The organism is Micromonospora kangleipakensis, from assembly GCF_004217615.1.
Classification (GTDB): Bacteria; Actinomycetota; Actinomycetes; order Mycobacteriales; family Micromonosporaceae; genus Micromonospora; species Micromonospora kangleipakensis.
Genome location: NZ_SHLD01000001.1, coordinates 7,107,227 through 7,132,844, shown reverse-complemented (window position 1 = coordinate 7,132,844; position 25,618 = coordinate 7,107,227). Strand labels below are relative to the sequence as shown.

Below are 25,618 nucleotides of genomic sequence, written 5' to 3'. Positions count from 1 at the left end.
ATCCGGGCCGGGCCGCCGGCCGGACACCAGCGGGCCCCGTCCCCTTCCTCCGGGGGCGGGGCCCCCGTCGTCGGTGTGCGGCCGCCCGGTCGTCGGGGAGCCGGCTCAGCCGGCGCGGAGCGTGACGGCACCCCGGGTGCCGTCGGTGCGCTCGGCCCGGAGGGTCCAGCATCCGGCGGTGGGGAAGGCCCAGTAGGAGCCCCACTCGTCCCCGGGCCGGGTCCAGGTGCTGCCGTCGTGGGAGTCGAACGACACGGGTTCGACGGTGGCGCCGCCGGGCCCGACGGCGCTCAGCGTCAGCTCACCCGACCCGGTCACCTTCAACGCGATCTTGACCTGTTCGCCGGCCGGCAGCCGGTCCCCGCGCAGGAAGAGCAGCGCCCAGAACACCCCGGGCGTCCCGGCGATCTCGCCGCCGGCGCCCATGACCCCGCCGTACCGGTTGTCGGGCGGGCAGCTCGGCCCCGGCGCGGCACCATCACCGCCCCCCGGCCCGCCACCGCTGCTGCCCGCACCCGCAGCCGTCCCACCCGCAGCCGTCCCACCCGAAGCCGTCCCGCGATCACACCCGGCCAGCAGGACCACCCCCGCCACCACCACCGCGACCCATCGACGAATCCCCACCCCCCGAGTCTCCCGCCCGGGTCAACCCCGGGGGAAACGCGTCGATCATGAAGTTGTTGTCGGCCACGTCGGCGTGTCGCGACAACAACTTCATGATCAACGGGGTCAGGCGGGGGTGGGGTGGGGGTCAGGCGGGGGTGGGGTGGGGGTCAGGCGGGGGTGGGGCGGAGTTCGGCGAAGTGGCAGGCCGAGGGGTGCGGGTCGGCGGCGCGGAGGACGGTGTGCGGATCCTGGGTGGCGCAGACGTCCTGGGCCTTCCAGCAGCGGGTGCGGAAGTGGCAACCACTCGGCGGCTCGGCGGGGCTCGGCACGTCGCCGGTGAGCCGGATGATGTTCCGGCCGGTCCGGGCGTCCGGGTCGGGCACCGGCACCGCCGAGAGCAGCGCCTGGGTGTACGGGTGGGTGGCCCGCTCGTAGATCTCCTCCTCGGTGCCGATCTCCACGATCCTGCCGAGGTACATCACCGCGACCCGGTCGGAGATGTGCCGGACCACCGACAGGTCGTGCGCGATGAAGATGTACGACAGCCCGAACTCGTCCTGGAGCTGCTCCAGCAGGTTGATCACCTGGGCCTGGATCGACACGTCCAGGGCCGAGACCGGCTCGTCGCAGACGATGATCTCCGGCCGCAGCGCCAGGGCCCGGGCGATGCCGATGCGCTGCCGCTGGCCGCCGGAGAACTGGTGCGGGTACCGGTTGATGTGCTCGGGGTTGAGCCCGACCACGTCCAGCAGCTCCTGCACCCGCTTCTGCTTGCTGCCCTTCGGGGCGGCGTCCGGGTGGATCTCGAACGGCTCGCCGATGATGTCGCCGACCGTCATCCGCGGGTTCAGCGAGGTGTACGGGTCCTGCATCACCATCTGCATGTTGCGGCGCAGCCGGCGCAGTTCCGACCCGGAGGCCTTGAACAGGTCCTTCCCCTCCAGGGTGGCCCGCCCGGCGGTCGGCGTCTCCAGCCGCATCAGCAGCCGGGCGAGGGTCGACTTGCCGCAGCCGGACTCGCCGACGATGCCGAGCGTCTCGCCCCGGCGCAGCTCGAAGCTCACCCCGTCGACGGCCTTGACCGCCCCGGTTTGCTTCTTGAACAGCACCCCCTGGCTGATCGGGAAGTGCTTGACCACGTTGTCGACGGAGAGGATCGTCTCGCCGCGGACCTTCGTCGGGCTAGCGGGCGCTGTCATCACGGACCTCCTGCGCGAAGTGGCACGCGCTGGTCCGGCCGTCGCCGAGGACCAGGTCGTGCGGCACCACGTCCACGCAGACCTGCTGCACGTACGGGCACCGGGGGTGGAACGGGCAGCCGGAGGGGATCCGCATCAGGTTCGGCGGCAGCCCCTTGATGGTGGAGAGCGCCTGACCCCGGACGTCCATCCGCGGGATCGACTCCAGCAGCCCCTTGGTGTACGGGTGGGCCGGCGACCGGTACAGCGAGCGGACGTCGGCGTGCTCGACGATCCGGCCGGCGTACATGACGGCGATCCGGTCCGCGACGCCGGCGACCACGCCGAGGTCGTGGGTGATCAGGATCATCGCCATGTTGAGGTCGCGGCGCAGGTCGGCCAGCAGGTCCATGATCTGGGCCTGCACGGTGACGTCGAGCGCCGTGGTCGGCTCGTCGGCGATCAGCACCTTCGGGTCCAGCGCCAGCGCCATCGCGATCATGACGCGCTGCCGCATGCCGCCGGAGAACTGGTGCGGGTAGTCGCCCAGTCGCTTCGCCGCGGCCGGGATCTGCACCAGGTCCATCAGCTCGACGGCCCGCCGTCGGGCGTCGGCCCGGGACATCCCCTCGCGCTGGCGCAGCGTCTCGCCGATCTGCCAGCCGACCGGGAAGACCGGGTTCAGCGCGGAGAGCGCGTCCTGGAAGATCATCGCGATCTCCTTGCCGCGCACCTGCCGGCGCTGCTCCTCCGACTGCGTCAGCAGGTCCCGGCCCTGATAGAGGATCTGGCCGGAACGAACGAAGGCCGGGGGAGTGTCGAGGATGCCCATGATTGCCTGAGCGGTCACCGACTTGCCGGAGCCGGACTCGCCGAGCACCGCCAGGGTCTCGCCGGGGTCCAGGTGGTACGAGACCCCGTTGATCACCCGGGCCACGCCCTCGCCGGTCCGGAACTCGATGTGCAGGTCCCGGACCTCGAGCAGGTGGCCGCCGGGCGGGGTGGGGGAGGCCGGCGTCGGGCGGACAGCAGACTGACTCATGAGCTCACCGCAGCTTCGGGTCGAAGGCGTCACGGATCGCGTCGCCGAGCATGATGAACGCCAGCACGGTCAGCGCGAGGAAGGTCGACGGGACGATCAGCGGCGTCGCCGACTCCCGCATGTGGATCCGGCCGGTGTCGATGTCCTGGCCCCACGAGATCGTCGGCGCCTTGAGACCGATGCCCAGGAAGGAGAGCGTCGCCTCGGCGGCGATGAACGAGCCGAGCGCGATGGTCAGCACCACGATGGCCGGGGCCAGCGAGTTCGGCAGGATGTGCCGCCACATGATCCGGCCGTGGCCGGCGCCGAGCATCCGGGCCGCCGCGACGTAGTCCTGCTCCTTCGCGGTGATCACCGAGGAACGCACCACCCGGGCGGCCGTGGTCCAGCCGAGGATGGCCAGCACGAAGATCACCGCGGTGATCCGGACCGTCGGGCTGGCGCTGCCGACCCGCTTGAGCAGCACGATCGCGGCCAGCAGCAGCGGGATGCCGAGCACCACGTCGATCACGCGGGAGAGCACCGCGTCGATCCAGCGGCCGAAGTAACCGGCCACCATGCCGACCACCAGCGCGATCACCCCGGTGCCCAGCGCGGAGAGCGCGCCGACCAGCAGTGAGGCCCGGGTGCCGTAGACCGCCCGGGAGTACGTGTCGCAGCCCTGGAAGTCGTACCCGAAGATGGCCCCGCCGGACGGCCCGGCGTGCTGCCGGGAGAGCAGGCAGTCGCTCGGGTCGTTCGTGGTGAACACGCCAGGGATCACGGCCATCAGGGTGAAGATGACCACCAGTGCCAGCGAGATCCAGAAGATCGGGTTGCGGCGCAGGTCGCGCCAGGCGTCCCCGGCCAGGCTGCGCGGCTTGTTCGGCACGCCGACCTGGTTGGGCGCGCCCGGCTCGCCCGAGGGGCCACGCCGCGCGGCCTGGTTCTCGGTCGCCGCCACAGTCTCGAAGTCACTCATAGCGGATCCTCGGGTCGAGTACGGCGTACAGGACGTCCACCACCAGGTTCGAGACCAGGTAGACCACGACCAGCACGCTGACGATGCCCACCACCAGGGGGCCGTCCTCGGTGCGGATGCCGCGGAAGAGGTTGAAGCCCACGCCGGGGATGTTGAAGACGCCCTCGGTGATGATCGCCCCGCTCATCAGGTTGCCCAGCTCCACACCGAGGAAGGTGACCACCGGGATGAGCGAGTTGCGCAGCACGTGGACGCTGACGATGCGCCGCTTGACCAGGCCCTTGGACCGGGCGGTCCGGACGTAGTCGGCACGCAGGTTCTCCGCCACCGAGGTACGGGTCAGCCGCAGCGCGGTGGCCAGCGACAGCGAGCCGAGCACGATGCCCGGCAGCAGCAGCGCATAGAACGTCGGCTCGGCGCCGGCGGTGGGCGGGAAGAGCTGCCACTTGACGCCCAGGAAGTACTGGGCGAGCGGCGCCAGCACGATGGTCGGGATGCCGAGCACCAGCAGGGTGAGCACCAGCGTCGAGTTGTCGAAGATGCTGGCCCGCCGGATGCCGGCGATCACGCCGGCGGTGACGCCGAAGATGATCGCCACGGCGAGCGCGATCAGCGCGAGCTTCACGGTGACCGGCCAGGCCGCCTGAAGGATGTCGCCGATCTGGCGGCCGGTCAGCGACTGGCCGAGGTCACCCTGGAGCAGGCTCTTGACGTAGTCGAAGTAGCGGTAGAAGAAGCCACCGACGCCGGTGGCGTCCAGGTGGTACTTCTCGGTCAGGTATGCCCGCTGGGCCGCCGTCACCGGTCGTTCGCCCGCGAGGGCCTGGATGGGGTCGCCCTGGCCGGCGAACATCAGCGCATAGACGATCAGGGTGGTCCCGAAGAACGCGAGGACCATCTGCAGTAGGCGCCGCAAGATGTAGCGGAACATGCTTAGCAGTCTCTCCGGAAAAATGCGAAAGGGTCGCAGGACGGCATCTCTGGTCGTACCGGAAATATCCGAAGCGCATGCCGTCCGGCCCGGGGGAGGCCGGCGCCGCCACCGACGCCGGGCGTGCCGCCCGGGCCGGGTAGCGCGGTCCGGGCCACCCGGGCGTCGTCGCCCGGGTGGCCCGCACCATGGTCAGCTCAGCTGGCCGTTTCGATCTTGACGAGGTTGACCCGCTGGAACAGGTCCATCTCGACGTTCTTGACCTTGGACGAGTGGCCGAACACGTTCTCGCCGAAGCGGAGCGGGATCACCGGCATGTCCTTGGCCAGGATGTCCTCCGCCTGCTGGTACTTGGCGATCGCCTCGTCCTGCGTCTTGGCGGCCGAACCCTCCTTGACCAGCTTGTCGAACTCCGGGTTGCTGTAGCCGTAGTAGTTCGACGAGCCGTTGGTGCTGTACAGCGGGCCGAGGTAGTCCTCCATGGACGGGTAGTCCATCACCCAGCCCATCCGGAACAAGCCGACCGGCTGCTTCTTCTCGACCTTGGTGAGCAGGTCGGCGAACTTCGGCTCGGCCGAGCCGACCACGTCGACGCCCAGGTTGGCCTTCAGCTGGTTGGCGGTGGCGTCGACCCAGTCCTTGTGACCGCCGTCCCCGTTGTAGGAGATGACGATCTTCGACGGGCCGCCGGCGGCCTGGTAGAGCTTCTTGGCCTCGGTCGGGTTGAATTCACCCGCCGCGCCGGTGGTGTTGTCCCGGTAGCCCGGCAGCACCGGCGAGACGAACGAACGGGCCGGCTTCTGCGAACCCTTGAAGATCGACTTGGTGATCTCGTCCCGGTCGATCGCCATCGAGATGGCCTTGCGCACGTCCGGGTTGCTGAAGTTCTTGTCGAACGTCGGGAACGCCAGGAACTGGAACGACGACATCGGGCTGGTCTGGTACCGGTCGCCCAGGTCGGTCGGCGCGGTGCTCAGGTTCTCGGTCGGGATCGTCCCGAGGACGTCCAGGTTGTCCCCCTGCACGTCCGCGTAGGCCGCGGCGAGCTGCTGGTAGACCCGGAACTCGACGCCCTTGACCTTGGGCTTCTCGCCCGGGTACGCGTCGTACCGCTCGACGTCGATCTTGGCGTCGTGCTGCCAGGTGCCCTTCATCTTGAACGGGCCCTGACCGATCGGCGCCTGCTCGTACGAGTCCTTCAGCACGCCCGGGGCGGAGAACGCGGCCTCGGGCAGCGGGTAGAAGGAGGTGTAGCCGAGCATCGTCTTGAAGTCGATGTACGGCTCGGACAGCGTCACGGTGAAGGTGAGGTCGTCGACCTTCTTCAGCCCGGACATCGTCTTGGCCTTCGGCTTCTCGCCCTGCAGGTCCTGGTAGCCGGCGATCTTCTCGAAGAAGTAGCTGCCGCCCTGGCCGTTGGGGGCGTACGCGCCGTAGTTCCACGCGTTGATGTAGTCCTCGGACGTGACCTTCTCACCGTTGTGGAAGGTGAAGCCGTCCTTCAGCTTGATCGTCCAGACCTTGTTGTCCGACGACGTCACCGACTGGGCCGCCACCTCGTACGGCTTGTTCTGCGCGTCGTAGTCGACGAGCGGGCTGAACAGGCCGGCGAGCACCTGGGAACCCGATACCTCGGTGGTGTTCGACGGAACCAGGTGCTGCGGCTCGCTGATCTGGATGCTGACGGCCGCGTTGGGGTCGCTGCTGCCGGATCCGCTGCCTCCGCCGCTGCCGCAGGCCGCGAGGCCCAGGGTCACCGCGAGCGGGAGGGCGGTCCAGGCAGCAAGCCTACGAACTCGCATTGAGTCTCCTCATCTCCTCACGCTGCGCAGTCAGGCCCGCCGTTGGGTAACGCTGCGCAACAATCGGCAACGGTAGGTCGTCGGAGGCGGTTCGGCAACGAGAGCGTTGCAAAGGGGTAACGGAGTGGGGGGCCCGGCCTTGTCGGCGTCTCGCGCCTCTGCTAAGGAGGAGAGCCAGAAGGCCTGCTCAGAGCCGTCGTTTCGAATGTCCGGCCGCGCCTGTCGCGCCGTCTCGAAGCCGGCGCGAGGTTGCGTCACCGTCGTCCGCTCTGGGGTGTCTCATGATCGCCTGCCCATCCCATCATGTGGCGCGATCCACACTCTGTCACTGTGAGTGACTAACCACACGTTACGGATCGTCACCGTTTGCTGTCGTCGGCCCGCCAGCCGGCGCGCGTGAGACGATCAGGGCGTGACGGCGACGATCCTGGACGGCAAGGCGACCGCGGCGGAGATCAAGGACGAGCTGCGGGTGCGGGTCAAGGCGCTCGCGGAGCGGGGCGTCACCCCCGGGCTGGGCACCGTCCTGGTGGGCGCCGACCCCGGCTCCCAGGCGTACGTCAACGGCAAGCACCGGGACTGCGCAGAGGTGGGCATCGCCTCGATCCGGCGGGAGCTGCCCGCCGACGCCACCCAGGCCCAGCTCGACGAAGTGCTCACCGACCTCAACGCGGACCCGGCCTGCCACGGCTACATCGTCCAGCTGCCGCTCCCGGCCCACCTCGACACCCAGCGCGCGCTGGAGATGATCGACCCGGACAAGGACGCCGACGGCCTGCACCCGGTCAACCTGGGCCGCCTCGTGCTCGGCTACGACGCTCCGCTGCCCTGCACCCCGCGCGGCATCGTCGAGCTGCTCCGCCGGCACGACGTGGCGCTGCGGGGCGCCAAGGTCGCGCTGGTGGGCCGGGGCAACACGGTGGGCCGCCCGCTCGGCCTGCTGCTCACCCGCCGCAGCGAGAACGCCACCGTGACCCTCTGCCACACCGGCACCCTGGACCTCGCCGCGCACACCCGGGCGGCCGACATCGTCATCGTCGCGGCCGGCGTGCCCGGCCTGCTCACCGCCGACATGATCACCCCGGGCGCCACCGTGGTCGACGTCGGCATCACCCGGGTGATCGGCGCGGACGGCAAGGGCCGCTACACCGGCGACGTGGACCCCGAGGTGGCCGAGGTCGCCGGCGCGCTGGTGCCGATGCCGGGCGGCGTCGGCCCGATGACCCGCGCGATGCTGCTGACCAACGTCGTCGAGCGCGCCGAGCGCGGCTGATCCGGCCGGCGGACGGCGCCGGCGTCGTCCGCCGGCCGCCGAGCCGGTGTGTCGTTCCGCCCAAGCGCGTCATAACCGTCCGCCCCTGGCCGGATCGGTGCCAGGATGGCTGATACGGTCCGGAAAACCGACTGGTATCAGGGAGTGGGACGACCATGGGTAAGAAGGTCACTGTCGTCGGGGCCGGCTTCTACGGCTCCACCACCGCACAGCGCCTGGCCGAGTACGACATCTTCGACACCGTCGTGATCACCGACATCGTGGAGGGCAAGCCGGCGGGTCTCGCGCTGGACCTCAACCAGTCGCGCGCGGTCGAGGGCTTCGAGACCAAGGTCGTCGGCGTCACCACCGGCCCGAACGGCGAGGGCTACGAGGCCATCGAGGGCTCCGATGTCGTGGTCATCACCGCCGGCCTGCCCCGCAAGCCGGGCATGAGCCGGATGGACCTGCTGGAGACCAACGCCAAGATCGTCCGCCAGGTCTCCGAGAACGTCGCCAAGTACGCGCCGAACGCCGTCGTCATCGTCGTCTCCAACCCGCTCGACGAGATGACCGCGCTGGCCCAGCTCGCCACCCAGTTCCCGAAGAACCGGGTGCTCGGCCAGGCCGGCATGCTGGACAGCGCCCGGTTCACCAACTTCGTCGCCGAGGCGCTGAATGTACCGGTGAAGTCGGTCAAGACCCTCACCCTCGGCTCGCACGGCGACACGATGGTCCCGGTGCCGTCCAAGAGCACCGTCAACGGCAAGCCGCTGCGTGAGGCGATGCCCGCCGAGCAGATCGAGGAGCTGGTCGTCAAGACCCGCAACGGTGGCGCCGAGGTGGTCGCCCTGCTGAAGACCGGCTCGGCGTACTACGCCCCGTCGGCCGCCGCCGCCCGGATGGCCAAGGCCGTCGCGGAGGACTCCGGCGAGATCATGCCGGTCTGCGCCTGGGTCGACGGCGAGTACGGCATCTCCGGCGTCTACCTGGGCGTCGAGGCCGAGATCGGCCGCGAGGGCATCCGGCGGATCGTCGAGACCGACCTGGACGCCGACGAGCTGGCCAGCCTCAACGCGGCCGCCGAGGCCGTCCGCGCCAAGCAGGCCGACGTCGCCAACATGTGACCCGACCCAGCCCACGAAGGGGCACGCCGGCACCCCGGCGTGCCCCTTCGCCGTCCCACCCCCCACCCCCCACCCCCCACCCCCCCACCCCCCACCCCTCCCACCCCGCCCCGGCTCCCGTCGATCATGAAGTTGTTGTCGCGACACGCCGTGGCGGGTGACAACAACTTCATGATCACCGGGGCGAGGGCGAGGGCGAGGGCGAGGGCGAGGGCGAGGGCGAGGGCGAGGGCGAGGGCGAGGGCGAGGGTGAGGGCGAGGGCGAGGGCGAGGGTGAGGGCGAGGGTGAGGGTGAGGGCGGGGGCGGTGGTCAGAGGGGGGTGAAGGGGGTGGTCAGGTGGGGGGTGGCGAGGGTGGTGGGGGCGGCGGTGGTGAGGGTGTGCAGGAGGGTGGTGCGGGAGGCGCGGGCGGTGGCCGGGTCCACCTCGTGGGCGTACGCCAGGGCGGGGTCGACGAGCTGGATGGCGTGCACCAGCAGGTCGCCGGTGAGCAGCAGGCGCTCGTCGCCGGAGTCGACCAGCACCGACTGGTGGCCGGGAGTGTGGCCGGGGGTGCTCAGCACGCGTACCGCCGGGGTGAGGGGGGTGTCGCCGTCGACCACCCGGAGCTGGCCGGCGGCGCGCAACGGGCCGACCAGCCGGGCCGGCAGCTCGGGGTGGAACAGCTCCAGCGCTGCCAGCTCGGTCCGCTGCAGCACGTAGTCGGCGTTGGGGAAGTAGGGGCGGCCCGGCGTGCCGGTCACCGCCCAGCCGACGTGGTCGCTGTGCAGGTGGGTCAGCACCACGGTCCGCACGTCGGCGGGGTCGATGCCGGCGGCGGCCAGTTCGGCCGGCAGCCGGCCCGGCACCGGCGCCCAGCCCGCGGCGAGCGAGTCGGCCGGGCCGATGCCGGCGTCGACCAGCGTCACCGACCCGTCGTCGCCGTGGACGGCGAAGCTGCGGAACTGCAGCCACCACTCCCCGTCGGCGGTCACCGACGCGGGATCACGCCGGTCGGCCTCGCGCCACTGTGCCTCCGTGGCGTCGGGGAACGCCTCGACGCGGGACTGGAAGAACGGGCCCTCGCCGTCGGTGAGGGCGGTGACCGTGATAGACCCGAGGGTGCGGCTCAGTGGCATCCGGTGATGCTGCCAGTGATCTCCTGCGCCGTGCACCCCGATTCCCGGCCGACCGAGGCCGGCTGGGGCACCCCGGCCAGTTTCCAGTACGCTCGTACTGCTTGAGCACGTGTCCCCCGAGAGGAGCGCCGGCCGATGGCGAAGATCAAGGTAAACAACCCGGTCGTGGAGATCGACGGCGACGAGATGACCCGGATCATCTGGAAGCAGATCCGGGAGCAGCTGATCCTGCCCTACCTCGACGTCGACCTGCACTACTACGACCTGTCGATCCAGCACCGCGACGAGACCGACGACCAGGTCACCGTCGACGCCGCCAACGCCATCAAGCAGCACGGCGTGGGCGTCAAGTGCGCGACGATCACCCCGGACGAGGCCCGGGTCGAGGAGTTCGGCCTGAAGAAGATGTGGCGGTCGCCGAACGGCACCATCCGCAACATCCTCGGCGGCGTCGTCTTCCGCGAGCCGATCATCATGTCCAACGTGCCGCGGCTGGTCCCGGGCTGGACCAAGCCGATCATCATCGGCCGGCACGCCCACGGTGACCAGTACAAGGCCACCGACTTCGTGGTCCCCGGCCCGGGCAAGGTGACCATCACCTACACCCCGGCCGACGGCTCCGCCCCGATGGAGATGGAGGTCGCCAACTTCCCCGGCGGCGGCATCGCCATGGGCATGTACAACTTCGACGAGTCGATCCGGGACTTCGCCCGCGCCTCGTTCCGCTACGGCCTGGACCGCAACTACCCGGTCTACCTGTCCACCAAGAACACCATCCTCAAGGCGTACGACGGCCGGTTCAAGGACATCTTCGCCGAGGTGTTCGAGAACGAGTTCAAGGCCGAGTTCGACGCCGCCGGCATCACCTACGAGCACCGGCTGATCGACGACATGGTCGCCGCCGCGCTCAAGTGGGAGGGCGGCTACGTCTGGGCCTGCAAGAACTACGACGGTGACGTGCAGTCCGACACCGTCGCGCAGGGCTTCGGCTCGCTCGGCCTGATGACCTCCGTCCTGCTCTCTCCGGACGGCCGCACCGTCGAGGCCGAGGCCGCGCACGGCACGGTCACCCGGCACTACCGGCAGTGGCAGAAGGGCGAGAAGACCTCGACGAACCCGATCGCCTCGATCTACGCCTGGACCCGGGGCCTGGCCCACCGGGGCAAGCTGGACGGCACCCCGGCGGTCACCGAGTTCGCCAACACCCTGGAGCAGGTCATCGTCGACACCGTCGAGGGTGGCCAGATGACCAAGGACCTCGCGCTGCTCATCTCGCGCGACGCCCCGTGGCTGACCACCGACGAGTTCATGAACGCGCTCGACGAGAACCTGGCGCGCAAGATCAACGCCTGATTCCGTCCCGCCGCACCGACCGAGCCCGCCGGCACCCGCCGGCGGGCTCGGTCGTACCCGGGGCGGACCCGCACCCCCGCCGCACCGGGTCCGGCCCGCCGGGGCGGGCGTCACTGGCGGGTTGGTGGGTCGTTGAGCTGAATGGACGTGATGCCAGTCTCGTCCAGGAAGGTTGACCGTGGTCGCCTCGCGGCCCGAGTGCCGACCAGCCAGCCTTCCCGGCTGTCGCGCACAGCCAGCCGTCCCTTCCCTGCGGGGGGCCCTGTCCCGGGCCCCCCGCGCCCTGTCTGTGCCCACTCCGGTGGACGTTGCGCGGCAACGTCCCGGGACCTGCGGCAGCGGTCCGGCTGACGGGGGCGGCACCCCGGCTCACGCCGCCCGGAGCAGCTCCGCGGCGCGTTCGGGGGCGATGTCGTTGATGAAGACGCCCATGCCGGACTCCGAGCCGGCCAGGTACTTCAGCTTGTCCTTGGCGCGCCGGATGGTGAACAGCTGCAGGTGCAGGTGCCCCAGCTCGCGGTCGATCCGCACCGGCGCCTGGTGCCAGGCCGCGATGTACGGCATGGGCAGGTCGAACAGCCCGTCGAAGCGGCGCAGCACGTCCAGGTAGAGCGGCCCGAAGGCGTCCCGCTCGGCGTCGTCGAGCGCCGGGATGTCCGGCACCGGCCGGTGCGGGGCGACGTGCACCTCGAACGGCCACCGGGCGGCCGCCGGGACGTACGCCGTCCAGTGCTCGTTGCTCGCCACCACCCGCTCCCCGGCGGCCCGCTCGGCGGCGAGCACGTCGGCGTAGAGGTTGCCGCCGGTCCGCTCGGCGTGCCGCCGCGCGGCGGTCAGCAGCGACCGGGTCCGCGGCGAGACGAACGGGTACGCGTAGATCTGGCCGTGCGGGTGGTGCAGGGTCACGCCGATCTCCACGCCCCGGTTCTCGAACGGGAAGATCTGCTCCACCCCGGGCAGCTCGCCCAGCGCGGCGGTCCGGTCGGCGAGCACGTCCAGCACGGTCCGCACCCGGCGCGGCGGCAGGCTCGCGAAGGAGGCGTTGTGGTCGTCGGTGAAGCAGACCACCTCGCACCGGCCGCGCCCCGGCCGGACGGGGGTGAACGGGGTGATCTCCGCCGGCTCCTCGGCCACCCGCTGACTCAGCGACGGGAAGCGGTTCTCGAAGACCGCCACGTCGTAGTCGGGGGCCGGGATCTCGCTGAGCCGGTCGGCGGTCGACGGGCAGAGCGGGCACTGGTCGGCCGGGGGCAGGAAGGTGCGGGTCTGCCGGTGCACCGCCACCGCCACCCACTCGTCGGTGAGCGGGTCGTAGCGCAGCTGGGAGGCGGGCGGCGGCGGGGGCAGCTCGCGCCGGTCCGGCTGGTCGCGGACCGCGTCGTCCCGCTCGTCGAAGTAGATCAGCTCACGGCCGTCGGCCAGCTCGATCTGCGTACGCTTCACTCCGCCGCCTTCCCCGTGGGCCGCCCCGTGCCCGGCACGATCACCAGCTCACCCACCTTCTCGTCGAGCACCCGTCGCGCGTCCGGTGCCAACCGGTCGTCGGTGACCAGCACGTCCGCGGCGGCCAGGCCGACGATGGAGGAGATCCCCACGGTGCCCCACTTGGTGTGGTCGGCGAGGACGACCAGCCGGTCGGCGGCCGCCACCAGGGCCCGGTCGGTGTCCGCCTCCATCAGGTTCGGCGTGGTGAAGCCGGCCCGTTCGCTGATCCCGTGCACGCCGAGGAAGAGCAGGTCCAGGTGGAGCGACCCGATCGCCGCCACGGCCAGCGGGCCGACCAGCGCGTCGGAGGGCGTACGGACGCCGCCGGTGAGCACCACGGTCTGGTCCGGTCGTCCGCCCACGTGCAGGACCTCGGCCACCGGCAGCGAGTTGGTCACCACGGTCAGCCCCGGCACGTCGACCAGGCGGCGGGCCAGCTCGGCGGTGGTCGTACCGGCGGACAGGGCGATCGCGGCGCCGGGGCCGACCAGCTCGGCGGCGCGGGCGGCGATCGCCGCCTTCTCCGCCGACTGGCGGACCAACTTGGCGTGGAAGCCGGGCTCGTCGGTGGAGCCCGGGCCGGCCAGCGTGGCGCCGCCGTGCACCTTGGCGAGGAGGCCCTGCTCGTGCAGCGTCTCCAGATCCCGCCGGATGGTCATGTCGGAGACGCCGAACTCGGCGGCCAGGTCGGTGACCCGCACGCCGCCGGCGCTGCGGACCCGCTCCAGGATGGCCGTCTGCCGCTGCCGCGCCAGCATCCGCCGTACCTCCGGGGTCCCGCGACCACGTCTCCACGCGGTCGAACGTGTTCCAACAAAGATGAACACTAGCGCGCAGAAGGTCACGACGGAAGGAGTCGTGGGGCGAAACGACGCCGCCGCCCGTCCCCGCCGGCCGGCCGACGAGCGGACGATGGCGGGAGGCGGGCGGCGGGAACGCCGTGCGGGTCAGGCGGACTGGAGGCGGGGCTCCACCCAGCCGGTCTCGGTCAGGTGGCCCATCACCACCTGGACCGCCTCCTCGATCGTCATCTCGGTGGTGTCCACCACCAGGTCGGCGTCGGTCGGCTCCTCGTACGGGTCGTCGATGCCGGTCATCCCGGTGAGCAGGCCGGCCCGGGCGCGGGCGTACAGGCCCTTGCGGTCGCGCTGCTCGCAGACCTCCAGCGGGGTGGCGACGTGGACCAGCAGGAACCCCGCCCCGGCGGCGTGCGCCATCTCCCGGGCGGTGGCCCGGGCGGCGGCGTACGGGGCGATCGGGCAGCAGATGCCGACCCCCCGGTGCCGGGCGATCTCGGCGGCCACCCAGCCGATCCGGCGCACGTTGAGGTCCCGGTCGGCCTTGCTGAAGGTCAGCCCGGCGGAGAGCTCCCGGCGCACCACGTCCCCGTCGAGCAGGGTGATCGTCCGGTCGCCGCCCTCGCGCAGCGCGTCCGCCAGGCCGCGGGCGATGGTCGACTTTCCGGACCCGGAGAGCCCGGTGAAGAAGACCACCAGGCCCCGGTGCCGGCGCGGCGGGCGGGCCCGGACCAGCTCCTTGGCCACCGCCGGCGGGGTGTGCCACTCGGGCAGCGGGAAGCCTCGGTCCAGCAGGTCGTCGATCTCCTCCTGGGTCAGCGCCAGCCGCCGGTTGCGCGGCGGGATGTCCTCCCGCCACCGCCACTGCCCGTCCCGGTTGTCGTAGGCCAGCTCGCGGGGGACCAGCACCCGCAGGCCCGCGCCGGAGAGCATCTCGCCGGTGGAGAGCAGGTGGGTCACCCCGTACGCGGCGGCGACCCGGGCCCGCAGCAGCGCGTCGCTGATCTCGTCGCGCCGCCGGACCAGCGGCACCGCCACCACGGTGGCCGGGGGCATCCGGTCCCGGGCGGCGAAGACGCTGCGGACCAGCGCCTCGGCCGGCACCCCAGCGGTCGCCTCCTCGCCCACCGGGATCATCATCAGCAGGTGCGCGCCGAGCGTGCGGGCCGCGTGCGCGATCTGGGCGAGCTGCGGCCGGTGCAGCGGACGGTCGGCGAAGACCCCGAGCACCCGGCCCGGGGGCAGCAGCGCCCTGACCTCGTCCGGGCCACGGCGCAGCCGCTGGAACGGCCCGTGCCCGCCGTCGCCGAGCCGGCGGACCGCGCCGCCCACGCCCACCGTGCCGTCCCGCACCGGCCACACGTCGGTCACGTCCATCGCGGCCACCGGAGCGCCCTCGCCGTCGGTGAGCACCAGCGCCCGGCGCAGCGGGTCGTCCAGCGCCAGGCCGTCGGCGAGCCTTGCCGGCACCTGCAGGGTCACCGGTACGGGCCAGGGCGTCCCGTCGGCGAGTCGGCCACGCCGGCTCAGCGAGGCCAGGTCGGCGCGGGTCATGAAGCCGGTCAGCGGGGCGTACGCCCCGGTCAGCAGCAACTCCAGATCGGCCAGTTCACTGGTGCGCGGCGCGTACGCCGGAGCGTCCCGCAGCACGTCCTCGGGCAGCACCCACCCGTTGCTCATCTAACCCCCAACTCACCGGCCGGCACACAGTTTCGCAGCCCGCCGGCGATCGGTCGAGAGCGCCACTCCACCTGCCGGCCACCAGCCGTTCGGGCGGCCGTCGACCGGGCGCGGCCGGGTCAGCCGGCGGGGGTCAGCGGGGCGGCGCCGAACGACACCGCGAACCGCTCGCACCAGATCGACACGCTGGTCAGCCCGGTCGGGTCGGTCCCGGCCGGTAGGTCACGGCGGTTCATGTCCACAGTGCCCCGGCCGGATCCGGCCCGGTCACCGCCCCACCGCCTTACGGAAGGCTTACCCCTAATGGGGGAGGACGCCAGGATCAGGGGCGCGCCGGATGCCCCGACGAGCGTCGAGTTCCTAGGCTGAGCGGCGTGACACTGATCGCGACCGAGTCGCTGACCAAGACGTACGGAGGTGGGGTCACCGCGTTGGCCGACCTCACGGTGTCGGTCGAGCCGGGGATCATCGGCCTGGTCGGCGCGAACGGCGCCGGCAAGTCGACCCTGATCAAGATCCTGCTCGGCCTGCTCCCGCCCACCAGCGGCCGGGTCTCCGTGCTCGGCCTCGACCCGACCACCGACCCGGCGGCGGTCCGCGCCCGGGTCGGCTACATGCCCGAGCACGACGCCCTCCCGCCGGACCTCTCCGCCGCCGAGCTGGTCACCCACCTGGGCCGGATCAGCGGGCTGCCCCGGACGGTGGCCCGGGAACGGGCCTCCGAGGCGCTGCGCCACGTCGGCCTCTACGAGGAGCGCTACCGCCCGGTCGGTGGCTACTCCACCGGCATGAAGCAGCGGGTCAAGCTCGCCCAGGCCCTGGTGCACGACCCGGACCTGCTGCTCCTCGACGAGCCGACCAACGGTCTCGACCCGGCCGGGCGGGACGCCATGCTCGCCCTGATCCACCGGATCGGCACCGAGTTCGGCATCTCCGTCCTGGTCTGCTCGCACCTGCTCGGCGAGGTGGAGCGGATCTGCGACGCGCTGGTCGCCATCGACGGCGGCCGGCTGCTGCGCGCCGACCGCATCGCCGCGATGACGTCGGCCACCGACGTCCTCGCGGTCGAGGTCAGCGAGGGTACGGACGACCTCGCGGCCCGGCTCGCCGCGCTCGACCTGCCGGTGGCCCGCGAGGGGCGGCTGCTGCTCGTCCCGCTCGCCGACGACGCCACCTACGACCTGATCCTCGGCGCGGTCGCCGAGCTGGACCTGCCACTGCACCGGCTGGACCAGCGCCGGCACCGGGTGGCCGAACTCTTCGCCACGAGGGAGCCCAGCCATGTCTGAGCCGACCGGTGTCATCCACGACATCGGCTACCAGCGCTACACCGGTCCCCGGCTGGGCCGCCGGCACGTCTTCGGCGCGCTCTACCTGCACGGCCTGCGGACCGTCTTCGGGTTGGGCCGTACCGCCAAGGCGAAGATCTTCCCCTGGCTGGTGGTCGGCATCGTCACCCTGGTCGCCGCCGGGATCACCGCGGTCCGCAGCCAGATCGGCGAGGTGGTGATGACGTACGCCCAGTTCGCCGACTCGATGAGCTGGCTGGTCATCTTCTTCGTCGCGGTGGCCGCCCCCGAGCTGGTCTCCCGGGATCTGCGCAGCGGCGTGCTGCCGCTGTACTTCTCCCGGCCGCTGCCCCGCGACGACTACCCGCTGGCCAAGCTGCTGGCCCTGGTCAGCGCGATCTGGCTGCTGCTCGGCGGGCCGCAGCTGGTGATGTTCCTCGGCGCCGCGTTCACCACCGACAAGGGCATGCGCGGGGTCTGGGACGAGCTGCTCGACCTGCTGCCCGGCCTGCTCTACGCCGGGCTGTGGGCGGCGGTCTTCGCCTCGATCGGGCTGCTGGTCGCCTCGCTCACCGGCAAGCGCGCCTTCGCCGCCGGCGGGATCGTGGCGGTCTTCCTGATGACCACCCCGATCGTCGGGACGCTGTCGATCCTGCCGTCCCGGACGATCAACGAGCTGGCCTTCCTCGCGTCGCCCTCGACGCTCGTCGGCGGGGTGGGCACCTGGGCGCTCGGTGACCTGCTGGTGCCCGAGGGCCGGGGCGGCGGCGTCCCGATCGGTGGCTTCGGCCCCGTCTACGGGGTGGCCGCCGTCCTGCTGGTCGCCGCCTGCGTCGCCCTGTTGTTGCTGCGATACCGGAAGGTGGCCGCCCGATGACCACGCTCAGCGCCAGCCCGGAGGCGGCTGCCCCGACCACCGCCGCCAGCACCCTCGACCTGGCCGGCGTCTCCCGCTGGTACGGCAACGTGGTGGCGGTCAACGATGTCACCATGCGGCTCGGCCCGGGGGTGACTGGCCTGCTCGGCCCGAACGGGGCCGGCAAGACCACCCTGCTGCACATGATGGCCGGGTTCCTCGCCCCCTCGCGGGGCGCGGTGACCCTGGACGGGGAGCCGACCTGGCGCAACCCGGGCGTCTACCGGCGGCTGGGCCTGGTGAGCGAGCGGGAGGCGGTGCACAGCTTCCTCACCGCGTACGAGTTCGTGCTGGCCAGCGCCAAGCTGCACCGGCTGCCCGACCCGGAGGCGGCGGCCCGGCGGGCGATCGCCCTGGTCGAGATGGCCGACGCGCAGGACCGGCGGATCGGCACGTACTCCAAGGGCATGCGGCAGCGGACCCGGGTCGCCGCGGCGCTGGTCCACGACCCGCAGGTGCTGTTGCTCGACGAGCCGTTCAACGGGATGGACCCGCGCCAGCGGCTGCACATGATGCAGCTGCTGCACCGCCTGGGCGACGCCGGCCGGACCATCCTGTTCAGCTCGCACATCCTGGAGGAGGTCGAGCAGGTCTCCGGCACCGTCCAGGTGATGGTGGCCGGCCGGCTCGCCGCCTCCGGCGACTTCCGCACCATCCGCCGGCTGATGACCAACCGGCCGCACGTGTTCGCGGTCCGCTCCACCGACGACCGGGCGCTGGCCGTGGCGCTGATGGCCGAGGTCTCGGTCACCGGCGTCGAACTGGACCGGTCCGGCCTGACCGTGCGGGCGGGTGACTACGGCGCCTTCACCCGGGCACTGCCGAAGATCGCGCTCGCCCACGGCATTCGGGTCCGGCAGTTGACCCCCGAGGACGAGTCCCTGGAGAGCGTCTTCTCCTACCTGGTGGAGGCCTGATGTCGACCATTTCCTGGATCACCGCGCGCGGGCTCTTCGGCCGCCGCCGGTTCCTGATGCTGCTGCCCCTGCCGCTCGTGCTGGTGGCGTTGGCGGTGCTCTGCCGGTCGCTGGGGGTGGACCCGGGCCAGTGGGGGCCGCCGGTGCTGGTCGGTCTCGGCCTGGCCGTGGTGCTGCCGGTGGTGGCGCTGATCGTCGGCACCGGCGTGCTCGGCGCCGAGATCGACGACGGGACGGTGGTGCACATCCTCACCAAGCCGCTGCCCCGCTGGCAGATCGTGCTGCCGAAGCTGGCGGTGGCCGTCGGGGTCAGCGCGGTCACCGTCGCCGTCCCGCTCTACGTCGCGGGCGTGCTCGCCCATTCGGTACGCCTCGGCTTGGCGCTCGCCGCTGCCTCGGCGCTCGGCGCGTTGGCGTACTCGGCGCTGTTCCTGGCGCTCAGCCTGGTCACCCGGCGGCCGGTCCTGCTCGGCCTGGTCTACGTGCTGATCTGGGAGGGGCTGCTCGGCAACTTCGTCAGCGGCACGAAGGTGCTCTCGATCCAGCAGTGGGTGATCGCCCTCGCCGACCGGATGGCCCCGACGGAGCTGCTCTCCACCACGGTCTCCGTCCCGGTGGCCGGGGTGCTCACCGCCCTGGTCAGCGTCGGCTTCACCGTCCTGGCGATCGACCGGCTCCGCTCGTTCAGCGTGGCCGGCGAGACGAGCTGACCGGGTCGCCCGCGCCCCGGGGATCGGGGCGCGGGCGACGCGCCGTCAGAACGCGCAGGCGATGACGAGCTCCGGGGTGCGGTCGGGGAGCAGGTCGAGCTTGGCGATCCGGCCCGCGGCGCGGAGGTCGTCGGCGACGAGGGTGAGCTGGTCGAGCAGGGCGGCGGGGCCGAGCGCCTCGGCCAGCGGCACCTCCGCCTTCATCGACAGCTTCCGTTCCGACTTGGCCCGGCGCACCTGGCTGAGCGCGTCGGCGGCCAGCCGTAGCAGCTCCGGGTCACCGGGAGCCTGGACGGCCCGCCCCACCTCGTACGTCGTCGGCCAGGTCGACCGGTGCACCGAGCCGTACCGCCACCAGGACCAGACCTCCTCGGTCACGTACGGCAGCATCGGCGCGAAGAGCCGCAGCTGCACCGAGAGCGCGGTGGCCAGCGCCGCCCGGGCCGAGTCGGCGCCCGGCCCGGTGCCGTAGGCGCGCTCCTTCACCAGCTCGATGTAGTCGTCGCAGAACCGCCAGAAGAACGATTCGGTGGCCTGCAACGCCGCGGTGTGGTCGTACCCGTCGAAGGCGGTGGTCGCGGTGGCGACCAGGCCGGAGAGTTCGGCGAGCATGGCGGTGTCCAGCGGCTCGGTGGCCGCGGCGCGCAACGCGTCCGCGGCGCCCAGCCCCAGGGCGAACCGGGAGGCGTTGAGCAGCTTGGTGGCGAGCCGCCGGCCCACCTTGATCTGCGCCGGGTCGAAGGCCAGGTCCATCCCGGGCTTGCCGCTGGCGGCCCAGTACCGGACCGCGTCGGAGCCGTGCTGCTCCAGCAGGCCCATCGGGGTGACCACGTTCCCCTTGGACTTGGACATCTTCTTCCGGTCCGGGTCGAGGATCCAACCGGAGAGTTCGACGTCCCGCCAGGGCAGCACCCCGTGCTCCAGGTGGGAGCGGAGCACGGTGGAGAAGAGCCAGGTCCGGATGATGTCGTGGCCCTGCGGGCGCAGGTCCATCGGGAAGACCCGGCGGAACAGGTCCGGGTCGGTCTCCCACCCGCCGATGATCTGCGGGGTCAGCGACGAGGTGGCCCAGGTGTCCAGCACGTCCGGGTCGCCGACGAAGCCGCCCGGCACGCCGCGCTGCGACTCGTCGAAGCCGGGCGGCGGCTCGCTGGACGGGTCGACCGGCAGCCTCGACTCGGCCGGTGTGAGAGGCTGGGACCAGTCCGGCTCGCCAACGTCGTCGAGCCGGTACCACACCGGCACCGGCACCCCGAAGAAGCGCTGCCGGCTGACCAGCCAGTCGCCGGTCAGCCCGGCCACCCAGTGCTCGTACCGGTGCCTCATGTGCTCCGGCACCCAGCGCAGCTCGCGGCCCCGGGCCAGCAGTTCCTCGCGCAGGCCGGCGTCCCGGCCGCCGTTGCGCAGGTACCACTGCCGGGTCGAGACGATCTCCAGCGGCCGGTCGCCGCGCTCGTAGAACTTCACCGGGTGGGTGATCTCGCGCGGCTCGCCGACCAGGTCGCCCGCGTCGGCCAGCAGCTGGACGATGGTCCGGCGGGCGCCGTTGACCGTCTGCCCGGCCAGCGCCGCGTAGGGCTCGGCCGGCACGCCGGCCGGCGGCTCGGGCAGCAGCCGACCGTCCCGGCCGATCACCACCCGGGTCTCCAGGCCCAGGTCCCGCCACCAGGTCACGTCGGTCAGGTCGCCGAACGTGCAGACCATCGCGATGCCCGTGCCCTTGGCCGGGTCCGCCAGCGGATGCGCGCGCACCGGCACCTCGACCCCGAAGACCGGGGTACGCACGGCCGTGCCGACCAGGTCCGCGTACCGCTCGTCGTCGGGGTGGCAGACCAGCGCCACGCAGGCCGGCAGCAGCTCGGGCCGAGTGGTGTCGATCAGCACCTCGCGCCCGTCCGGCCCGGTGAACCGCAGCCGGTGGTACGCCCCGGGCCGCTCCCGGTCCTCCAGCTCCGCCTGGGCGACCGCGGTGGCGAACCCGACGTCCCAGAGGGTCGGCGCCTCCGCCTGGTACGCCTCACCCCGGGCCAGGTTGCGTAGGAACGCCCGCTGGCTGGTGGCCCGGGCGACGTGGCCGATCGTGGTGTACGTCAGCGACCAGTCCACCGACAGCCCGAGCCGCCGCCACAGCGCCTCGAAGACCTCCTCGTCGGCGACCGTCAGCAGCTCGCACAGCTCGATGAAGTTGCGCCGGGAGATCGGGGTCGGGTCCTTCCGGGCCGCCTCACTCACCGGGGCGGCGGGCGGCACCCAGGACGGGTCGTACGGCAGGGCCGGGTCGCAGCGCACCCCGTACACGTTCTGCACCCGGCGCTCGGTGGGCAGGCCGTTGTCGTCCCAGCCCATCGGGTAGAAGACCGTCCGGCCGCGCATCCGCTGGAAGCGGGCCACAGTGTCGGTGTGCGTGTACGAGAAGACGTGTCCCATGTGCAGCTCGCCGGATACCGTCGGCGGCGGGGTGTCGATCGCGTACACGTCCGAGCGCTCCTTCGCCCGGTCGAACGCGTACGTGCCGTCCTCCTGCCAGCGGCGCGCCCAGGTCTCCTCGATGCCGTCCAGGGTCGGACGCTCGGGGACGCCGGCGCGGGCCGTCCTCGCCGTATCGCTCATCAGCCGATCCTAGGCAGCGGGTGACGAGACGACCACGGCTTAAGCGTCGTGCCGCCCTTCCGGTTGTCTCCGGCGGGACAGCGGGCCGCCCGTCTCCTGTGACAGCATCTCCCGCGCCCGTGACGCGGGGGAGCCAGGCCATGGACGAGGTGCGCGCCGAGGCCGCCACCACGGCGGCGCCGGAGCAGCCCTGACGGCCCTCAGATCAGCGAGTCGTGCCACTGGCGGTGCAGGGCGGCGTACCGTCCGCCGGCGGCGGCCAGCTCGGCCGGGCAACCGTCCTCGACGATCCGGCCGCCGTCGAGCACCAGCACCCGGTCGGCGATCTCCACGGTGGAGAGCCGATGCGCGATCACCAGCGCGGTCCGGTCCCGCAGGATGCTGCCGAGCGCCCGCTGCACCAGCCGCTCCGTCGGCACGTCCAGCGACGAGGTCGCCTCGTCCAGGATCAGCACCCGCGGGTCGGCCAGGAACGCCCGGGCGAACGCGACGAGCTGGCGCTGCCCGGCGGAGAGCCGGCCGCCGCGCCGGTGCACCTCGGTGGCGTACCCGTCCGGGAGCGCGGCGATGAAGTCGTGCGCGCCGATGGCCCGGGCGGCGGCCTCCACCGCCGCGTCGTCCGCACCCGGCCGGCCGAACCGGATGTTCTCCGCCACCGAGCCGCTGAACAGGTGGTTCTCCTGGGTGACCAGCACCACCGCCCGGCGCAGCTCGGCGTCGGCCAGGTCCCGCAGGTCCACCCCGTCCAGGGTGACCGCGCCGGCGGCCGGGTCGTGGAACCGGGCCAGCAGCTTGGCGATGGTCGACTTGCCGGCGCCGGTCGGGCCGATCAGCGCGACGGTCTGCCCGGCCGGCACGGTCAGCTCCAGCTCGGAGAGGATCGGCGCGTCCGGCCGGTAACCGAAGGAGACCGACCGGAAGGCCACCGCGCCCCGACCCGGCCCGGTCGGCAGCGACGCCGGCCGTTCCGGCTCGGCCACCGCGGGCCGCTCGTCGAGCACCCCGGCCAGCTTCTCCAGCGCGGCGGTGGCCGACTGCAGCGAGTTGTAGAACTGGCTCAGCTCCTGCATCGGCTCGAAGAACCGGCGCAGGTAGAGCAGGAACGCGGCGAGCACGCCCACCTCGGTCCGCCCCTGCAGCACCCGCCAGCCGCCGTAGCCCAGCACCATCGCCACGGTGAGGTTGCCGATCACCTTGATCCCCGGCGAGTAGACCGCGATCAGCCGGAAGGCGCGCAGGCTGGCCTGCCGGTAGCCGTCGTTCACCGCGGCGAAGATCCGCTGGTTGCGCGACTCCCGCCGGTACGCCTGCACCGCCCGGATGCCCCGCAGCGACTCGACGAAGTGCACGATGACCAGCGCGACCGCCTCCCGGGTCCGCCGGTACGCACCGGCGGAGGCCCGGGCGAACCAGCGGGACAGCCAGAACAGGAACGGGAAGGCGAGCAAAGTCGCCGCGGCCAGCGGCAGGTCCAGCCAGAGCAGGATGCCGGCGACGGAGAGCACCGACAGCGCGGCGACCACCAGGTTGTCGATCCCGCCGTCGACCAGCTCGGCGATCGAGTCGAGGTCACTGGTCAGCCGGGAGACCATCCGGCCGGAGGTGTACCGCTCGTGGAAGCCGACGTCCAGGCGGAGGAAGTGGCCGTACACCCGCTGGCGGAGGTCGAGCAGGACGGCCTGGCCGATCCGGGCGGCGAGGGTGAGGAAGCCGCGCCGGGCCGCGTACTCGGTGACGCTCGCGGCACCGAACGCCGCGGCGATGGTGACCAGCGGTCCCGGGTCGCCGGCCCGCAGCGGCGCGATGGCCCGGTCGATGCCGAGCATGACCAGGTACGGGCCGGACATCGCGGCGGCGTTCTGGGCCAGCAGCAGCGCCACGGCCAGCCCGAGCCGGCGCCGGTGCGGGCGGAGAAGCTGCCCGAGCAGGGCCCGGCTGCGGGCCCGGAGCCGGGCGACGGCCTCCGGCGTGACGTCCTCGGCCCGGCTGCGGTCGGCGTCCGGGTCGGTGGCCCGCCCGCGCCACCGGGTCAGGTCGAGTTCGTCGTCCGGGGCGCTCCTCGGTCGGGGGACCGGTGGTGACCCGTCCGGCGGTTCCGTCACGAGCGCACCAGGCCGGCGCCGTCGTGCCGCTCCACCGGCCCGGCCGAGAGCACCGCGCGGTACGCCGGCACGGTGGCCAGCAGCTCGGAGTGGGTGCCGACGGCGACGATCCGGCCGCCCTCGAGCAGGGCCACCCGGTCGGCGAGCGCCACGGTCGACGGGCGGTGCACCACCAGCAGCGCGGTGGTGTTCCGCAGCACCCGGCGCAGCGCCGCCTCGACCAGCGCCTCGGTGTGCACGTCGAGGGCCGAGAGCGGGTCGTCCAGCACGAGCAGCGCCGGCCTGCCGAGCACCGCCCGGGCCAGCGCCAGCCGCTGCCGCTGCCCGCCGGAGAGGCTGAGCCCCTGCTCGCCGACCCGGGTGGCCAGCCCCCACGGCAGCTCGTACGCGAACTCGGCCTGGGCGAGGGCGAGCGCCGCCCGGACCTCCGCCTCGCCGGCGTCCGGCCGGCCGAGGGTGAGGTTCTCCCAGACCGACATGGAGAAGAGCGTCGGCTCCTCGAAGGCCACCCCGACCAGCCGGCGCAGCGAGGCGAGCCGCAGGTCCCGCAGGTCGCGCCCGTCCAGGGTGATCCGCCCGCCGGTCACGTCGTGCAGCCGGGGGACCAGGGAGAGCAGCGTGCTCTTGCCGCAGCCGGTGGCCCCGACCAGGGCCAGGGTCTCGCCCGGTTCCACGGTGAGGTCGACCTCGCGGAGCACCGGCGTGGTGCTGCCGGGATAGCGGAACGAGACCCCTTCGAAGCGGAGCCGGCCGCGTACGTCGGCGCGGTCCAGCGGCCGGGCGTGCGGGGCGTCCACGATGGTCGGTGGGGTGTCCAGCACCTCCTGGATCCGGTCGGCCGCGGTCGCCGCCTCCTGGCCGTTGGCGATGATCCAGCCGAGCGACTGCACCGGCCAGATCAGCATCAGCTGGAGGCTGACGAAGGCGACCAGCTCGCCGATGCTGAGCGCCCCGCGGGCGGCGGCGGCCGTGCCGGCCACCAGCACCACCCCGAGGGTCAGGTTGGGGACCAGGTCGAACAGCGCCGAGGTGCGGGCCAGCAGCCGCGCCTTGCCGACGCCGGTGTCGTGCAGCGCGCGGGCGCCGGCGGCGAACCGGGCGGCCAGCTCCGGCCCCCGCCCGTACGCCCGCATGGTGCGCAGCCCCTGCGCCGTCTCCTCGACCAGCGTGGCCACGTCGCCCTGCTGGTCCTGCATCCGGCGGGAGGCGGCGTGGTAGTGCCGGGCGAACCGGCGGCTGATCAGGAACAGCGGCACCGCGCTGACCGCCACCAGCAGCCCCAGCGCCGGGTGCAGGCGGACCAGCAGCACCACCACGGCGAGGTAGGTGACCAGGTTGAGGACCAGGAAGAGCACGCCGAAGGAGAGGAAGCGGCGGATCACCGACAGGTCGCTGGTGATCCGGGAGAGCAGCTGGCCGGACTGCCACCGGTCGTGGCAGCCGGCCGGCAGGCGTTGCAGGTGGGCGTAGATGTCGGCGCGGATGGCGGCCTCCATGCCGACCGAGGAGGAGGACTGGGTCCACCGCCGGATGAAGATCAGCACGGCCTCGGCCAGGCCGAGGAGGAGGGCGAGGAGGCCGAGCCGGAACAGTCCGGCCGCGTCGTGCCCGGCGACCGGCCCGTCCACCACTCGCTGCACCACCAGCGGTACGGCGAGGCTCGCCGCGGTGGCCGCCAGGGCCGCGAGGAGCAGCCAGGCGAACTCCATTGCGTACGGGCGCAGGTAGGAGCGCAGCCGCCAG

General features: G+C 72.4%; 18 protein-coding genes and 2 pseudogenes. 7 read left to right on the top strand and 13 right to left on the bottom strand.

The window, feature by feature from the left end:
• Positions 1–105: 105 nt before the first annotated feature.
• The 6 genes from EV384_RS33940 to EV384_RS33915 form a co-directional block, all read right to left on the bottom strand.
• Entirely contained in the window at positions 106–624 is a 519-nt protein-coding gene (locus EV384_RS33940; protein ID WP_130339904.1) for a hypothetical protein, read from the bottom strand.
• A gap of 149 nt (positions 625–773) precedes the next feature.
• The gene (locus EV384_RS33935; RefSeq protein ID WP_130339902.1) at positions 774–1,805 is read right to left on the bottom strand and encodes an ABC transporter ATP-binding protein; all 1,032 of its coding nucleotides are present in this window, start codon (positions 1,803–1,805) and stop codon (positions 774–776) included.
• Positions 1,789–2,826, bottom strand: coding sequence for an ABC transporter ATP-binding protein (locus EV384_RS33930; protein ID WP_130339900.1), 1,038 nt, complete (start codon positions 2,824–2,826; stop codon positions 1,789–1,791). The genes EV384_RS33935 and EV384_RS33930 overlap by 17 nt, the downstream gene beginning before the upstream one ends.
• Before the next feature lie 4 nt (positions 2,827–2,830).
• Positions 2,831–3,787, bottom strand: coding sequence for an ABC transporter permease (locus EV384_RS33925; protein ID WP_130339898.1), 957 nt, complete (start codon positions 3,785–3,787; stop codon positions 2,831–2,833).
• Positions 3,780–4,718 (bottom strand): ABC transporter permease, encoded by a 939-nt coding sequence (locus EV384_RS33920; RefSeq protein ID WP_130339896.1) that lies wholly within the window; start codon positions 4,716–4,718, stop codon positions 3,780–3,782. Before EV384_RS33920 ends, EV384_RS33925 begins: the two co-directional genes overlap by 8 nt.
• A 197-nt stretch (positions 4,719–4,915) precedes the next feature.
• Entirely contained in the window at positions 4,916–6,520 is a 1,605-nt protein-coding gene (locus EV384_RS33915) for a peptide ABC transporter substrate-binding protein (protein ID WP_130339894.1), read from the bottom strand.
• Positions 6,521–6,932: 412 nt separating this feature from the next.
• Between EV384_RS33915 and EV384_RS33910 the strand changes: the two genes are divergently transcribed.
• Positions 6,933–7,793 carry a bifunctional methylenetetrahydrofolate dehydrogenase/methenyltetrahydrofolate cyclohydrolase gene (locus tag EV384_RS33910; RefSeq protein ID WP_130339892.1) on the top strand — a complete coding sequence of 287 codons (861 nt, stop codon included), beginning with the start codon at positions 6,933–6,935 and terminating at the stop codon, positions 7,791–7,793.
• Between the two features lie 155 nt (positions 7,794–7,948).
• On the top strand, positions 7,949–8,899 hold the full coding sequence (mdh, locus tag EV384_RS33905) for a malate dehydrogenase (protein WP_130339890.1): 951 nt from the start codon (positions 7,949–7,951) through the stop codon (positions 8,897–8,899).
• Between the two features lie 310 nt (positions 8,900–9,209).
• Here mdh and EV384_RS33895 read toward each other — a convergent pair whose 3' ends face one another.
• A complete protein-coding gene (locus tag EV384_RS33895) occupies positions 9,210–10,016 on the bottom strand; it encodes an MBL fold metallo-hydrolase (protein ID WP_130339888.1) in 807 nt (268 codons plus the stop codon).
• A gap of 135 nt (positions 10,017–10,151) precedes the next feature.
• Between EV384_RS33895 and EV384_RS33890 the strand changes: the two genes are divergently transcribed.
• Complete coding sequence (locus EV384_RS33890; RefSeq protein ID WP_130339886.1) at positions 10,152–11,369, top strand: NADP-dependent isocitrate dehydrogenase; 1,218 nt, start codon at positions 10,152–10,154, stop codon at positions 11,367–11,369.
• Positions 11,370–11,738: 369 nt separating this feature from the next.
• On the opposite strand, the gene galT is transcribed toward EV384_RS33890, so the two are convergent.
• The 4 genes and pseudogenes from galT to EV384_RS33870 form a co-directional block, all read right to left on the bottom strand.
• On the bottom strand, positions 11,739–12,812 hold the full coding sequence (galT, locus tag EV384_RS33885; protein ID WP_130339884.1) for a galactose-1-phosphate uridylyltransferase: 1,074 nt from the start codon (positions 12,810–12,812) through the stop codon (positions 11,739–11,741).
• Complete coding sequence (locus EV384_RS33880; protein WP_130339882.1) at positions 12,809–13,612, bottom strand: DeoR/GlpR family DNA-binding transcription regulator; 804 nt, start codon at positions 13,610–13,612, stop codon at positions 12,809–12,811. The genes galT and EV384_RS33880 overlap by 4 nt, the downstream gene beginning before the upstream one ends.
• Before the next feature lie 189 nt (positions 13,613–13,801).
• Entirely contained in the window at positions 13,802–15,331 is a 1,530-nt protein-coding gene (gene cysC / locus EV384_RS33875) for an adenylyl-sulfate kinase (protein WP_130339880.1), read from the bottom strand.
• 119 nt (positions 15,332–15,450) lie between these two features.
• Positions 15,451–15,555: pseudogene (locus EV384_RS33870) on the bottom strand (DM13 domain-containing protein); the annotation flags it as partial.
• Positions 15,556–15,705: 150 nt separating this feature from the next.
• Here EV384_RS33870 and EV384_RS33865 point away from each other — a divergent pair.
• From EV384_RS33865 to EV384_RS33850, 4 genes are read left to right on the top strand one after another with little or no spacing between them, the layout of a single operon-like run.
• Complete coding sequence (locus EV384_RS33865; protein WP_130339878.1) at positions 15,706–16,620, top strand: ABC transporter ATP-binding protein; 915 nt, start codon at positions 15,706–15,708, stop codon at positions 16,618–16,620.
• The gene (locus EV384_RS33860) at positions 16,613–17,497 is read left to right on the top strand and encodes an ABC transporter permease (RefSeq protein WP_130339876.1); all 885 of its coding nucleotides are present in this window, start codon (positions 16,613–16,615) and stop codon (positions 17,495–17,497) included. Before EV384_RS33865 ends, EV384_RS33860 begins: the two co-directional genes overlap by 8 nt.
• Positions 17,494–18,453: an ABC transporter ATP-binding protein gene (locus EV384_RS33855; protein WP_130339874.1), complete on the top strand. Its 960-nt coding sequence runs from the start codon at positions 17,494–17,496 to the stop codon at positions 18,451–18,453. The genes EV384_RS33860 and EV384_RS33855 overlap by 4 nt, the downstream gene beginning before the upstream one ends.
• On the top strand, positions 18,453–19,163 hold the full coding sequence (locus EV384_RS33850) for an ABC transporter permease (RefSeq protein ID WP_130339872.1): 711 nt from the start codon (positions 18,453–18,455) through the stop codon (positions 19,161–19,163). The genes EV384_RS33855 and EV384_RS33850 overlap by 1 nt, the downstream gene beginning before the upstream one ends.
• Before the next feature lie 45 nt (positions 19,164–19,208).
• Here EV384_RS33850 and valS read toward each other — a convergent pair whose 3' ends face one another.
• Both valS and EV384_RS37505 read right to left on the bottom strand, forming a co-directional pair.
• Positions 19,209–21,773 carry a valine--tRNA ligase gene (gene valS / locus EV384_RS33845; RefSeq protein ID WP_130339870.1) on the bottom strand — a complete coding sequence of 855 codons (2,565 nt, stop codon included), beginning with the start codon at positions 21,771–21,773 and terminating at the stop codon, positions 19,209–19,211.
• Positions 21,774–21,973: 200 nt separating this feature from the next.
• A pseudogene (locus EV384_RS37505) lies at positions 21,974–25,584 on the bottom strand (ABC transporter transmembrane domain-containing protein); the annotation flags it as partial.
• Positions 25,585–25,618: the final 34 nt, after the last annotated feature.

What these genes read in the sequence shown, in the direction of transcription:
- EV384_RS33935 (WP_130339902.1), bottom strand. Translation starts at nt 1,805, where the DNA reads ATGACAGCGCCCGCTAGCCCGACGAAGGTCCGCGGCGAGACGATCCTC.
- EV384_RS33920 (WP_130339896.1), bottom strand. Translation starts at nt 4,718, where the DNA reads ATGTTCCGCTACATCTTGCGGCGCCTACTGCAGATGGTCCTCGCGTTC.
- EV384_RS33895 (WP_130339888.1), bottom strand. Translation starts at nt 10,016, where the DNA reads ATGCCACTGAGCCGCACCCTCGGGTCTATCACGGTCACCGCCCTCACC.
- EV384_RS33915 (WP_130339894.1), bottom strand. Translation starts at nt 6,520, where the DNA reads ATGCGAGTTCGTAGGCTTGCTGCCTGGACCGCCCTCCCGCTCGCGGTG.
- EV384_RS33850 (WP_130339872.1), top strand. Translation starts at nt 18,453, where the DNA reads ATGTCGACCATTTCCTGGATCACCGCGCGCGGGCTCTTCGGCCGCCGC.
- EV384_RS33925 (WP_130339898.1), bottom strand. Translation starts at nt 3,787, where the DNA reads ATGAGTGACTTCGAGACTGTGGCGGCGACCGAGAACCAGGCCGCGCGG.
- EV384_RS33855 (WP_130339874.1), top strand. Translation starts at nt 17,494, where the DNA reads ATGACCACGCTCAGCGCCAGCCCGGAGGCGGCTGCCCCGACCACCGCC.
- mdh (WP_130339890.1), top strand. Translation starts at nt 7,949, where the DNA reads ATGGGTAAGAAGGTCACTGTCGTCGGGGCCGGCTTCTACGGCTCCACC.
- EV384_RS33890 (WP_130339886.1), top strand. Translation starts at nt 10,152, where the DNA reads ATGGCGAAGATCAAGGTAAACAACCCGGTCGTGGAGATCGACGGCGAC.
- cysC (WP_130339880.1), bottom strand. Translation starts at nt 15,331, where the DNA reads ATGAGCAACGGGTGGGTGCTGCCCGAGGACGTGCTGCGGGACGCTCCG.
- EV384_RS33880 (WP_130339882.1), bottom strand. Translation starts at nt 13,612, where the DNA reads ATGCTGGCGCGGCAGCGGCAGACGGCCATCCTGGAGCGGGTCCGCAGC.
- valS (WP_130339870.1), bottom strand. Translation starts at nt 21,773, where the DNA reads ATGAGCGATACGGCGAGGACGGCCCGCGCCGGCGTCCCCGAGCGTCCG.
- EV384_RS33930 (WP_130339900.1), bottom strand. Translation starts at nt 2,826, where the DNA reads ATGAGTCAGTCTGCTGTCCGCCCGACGCCGGCCTCCCCCACCCCGCCC.
- EV384_RS33860 (WP_130339876.1), top strand. Translation starts at nt 16,613, where the DNA reads ATGTCTGAGCCGACCGGTGTCATCCACGACATCGGCTACCAGCGCTAC.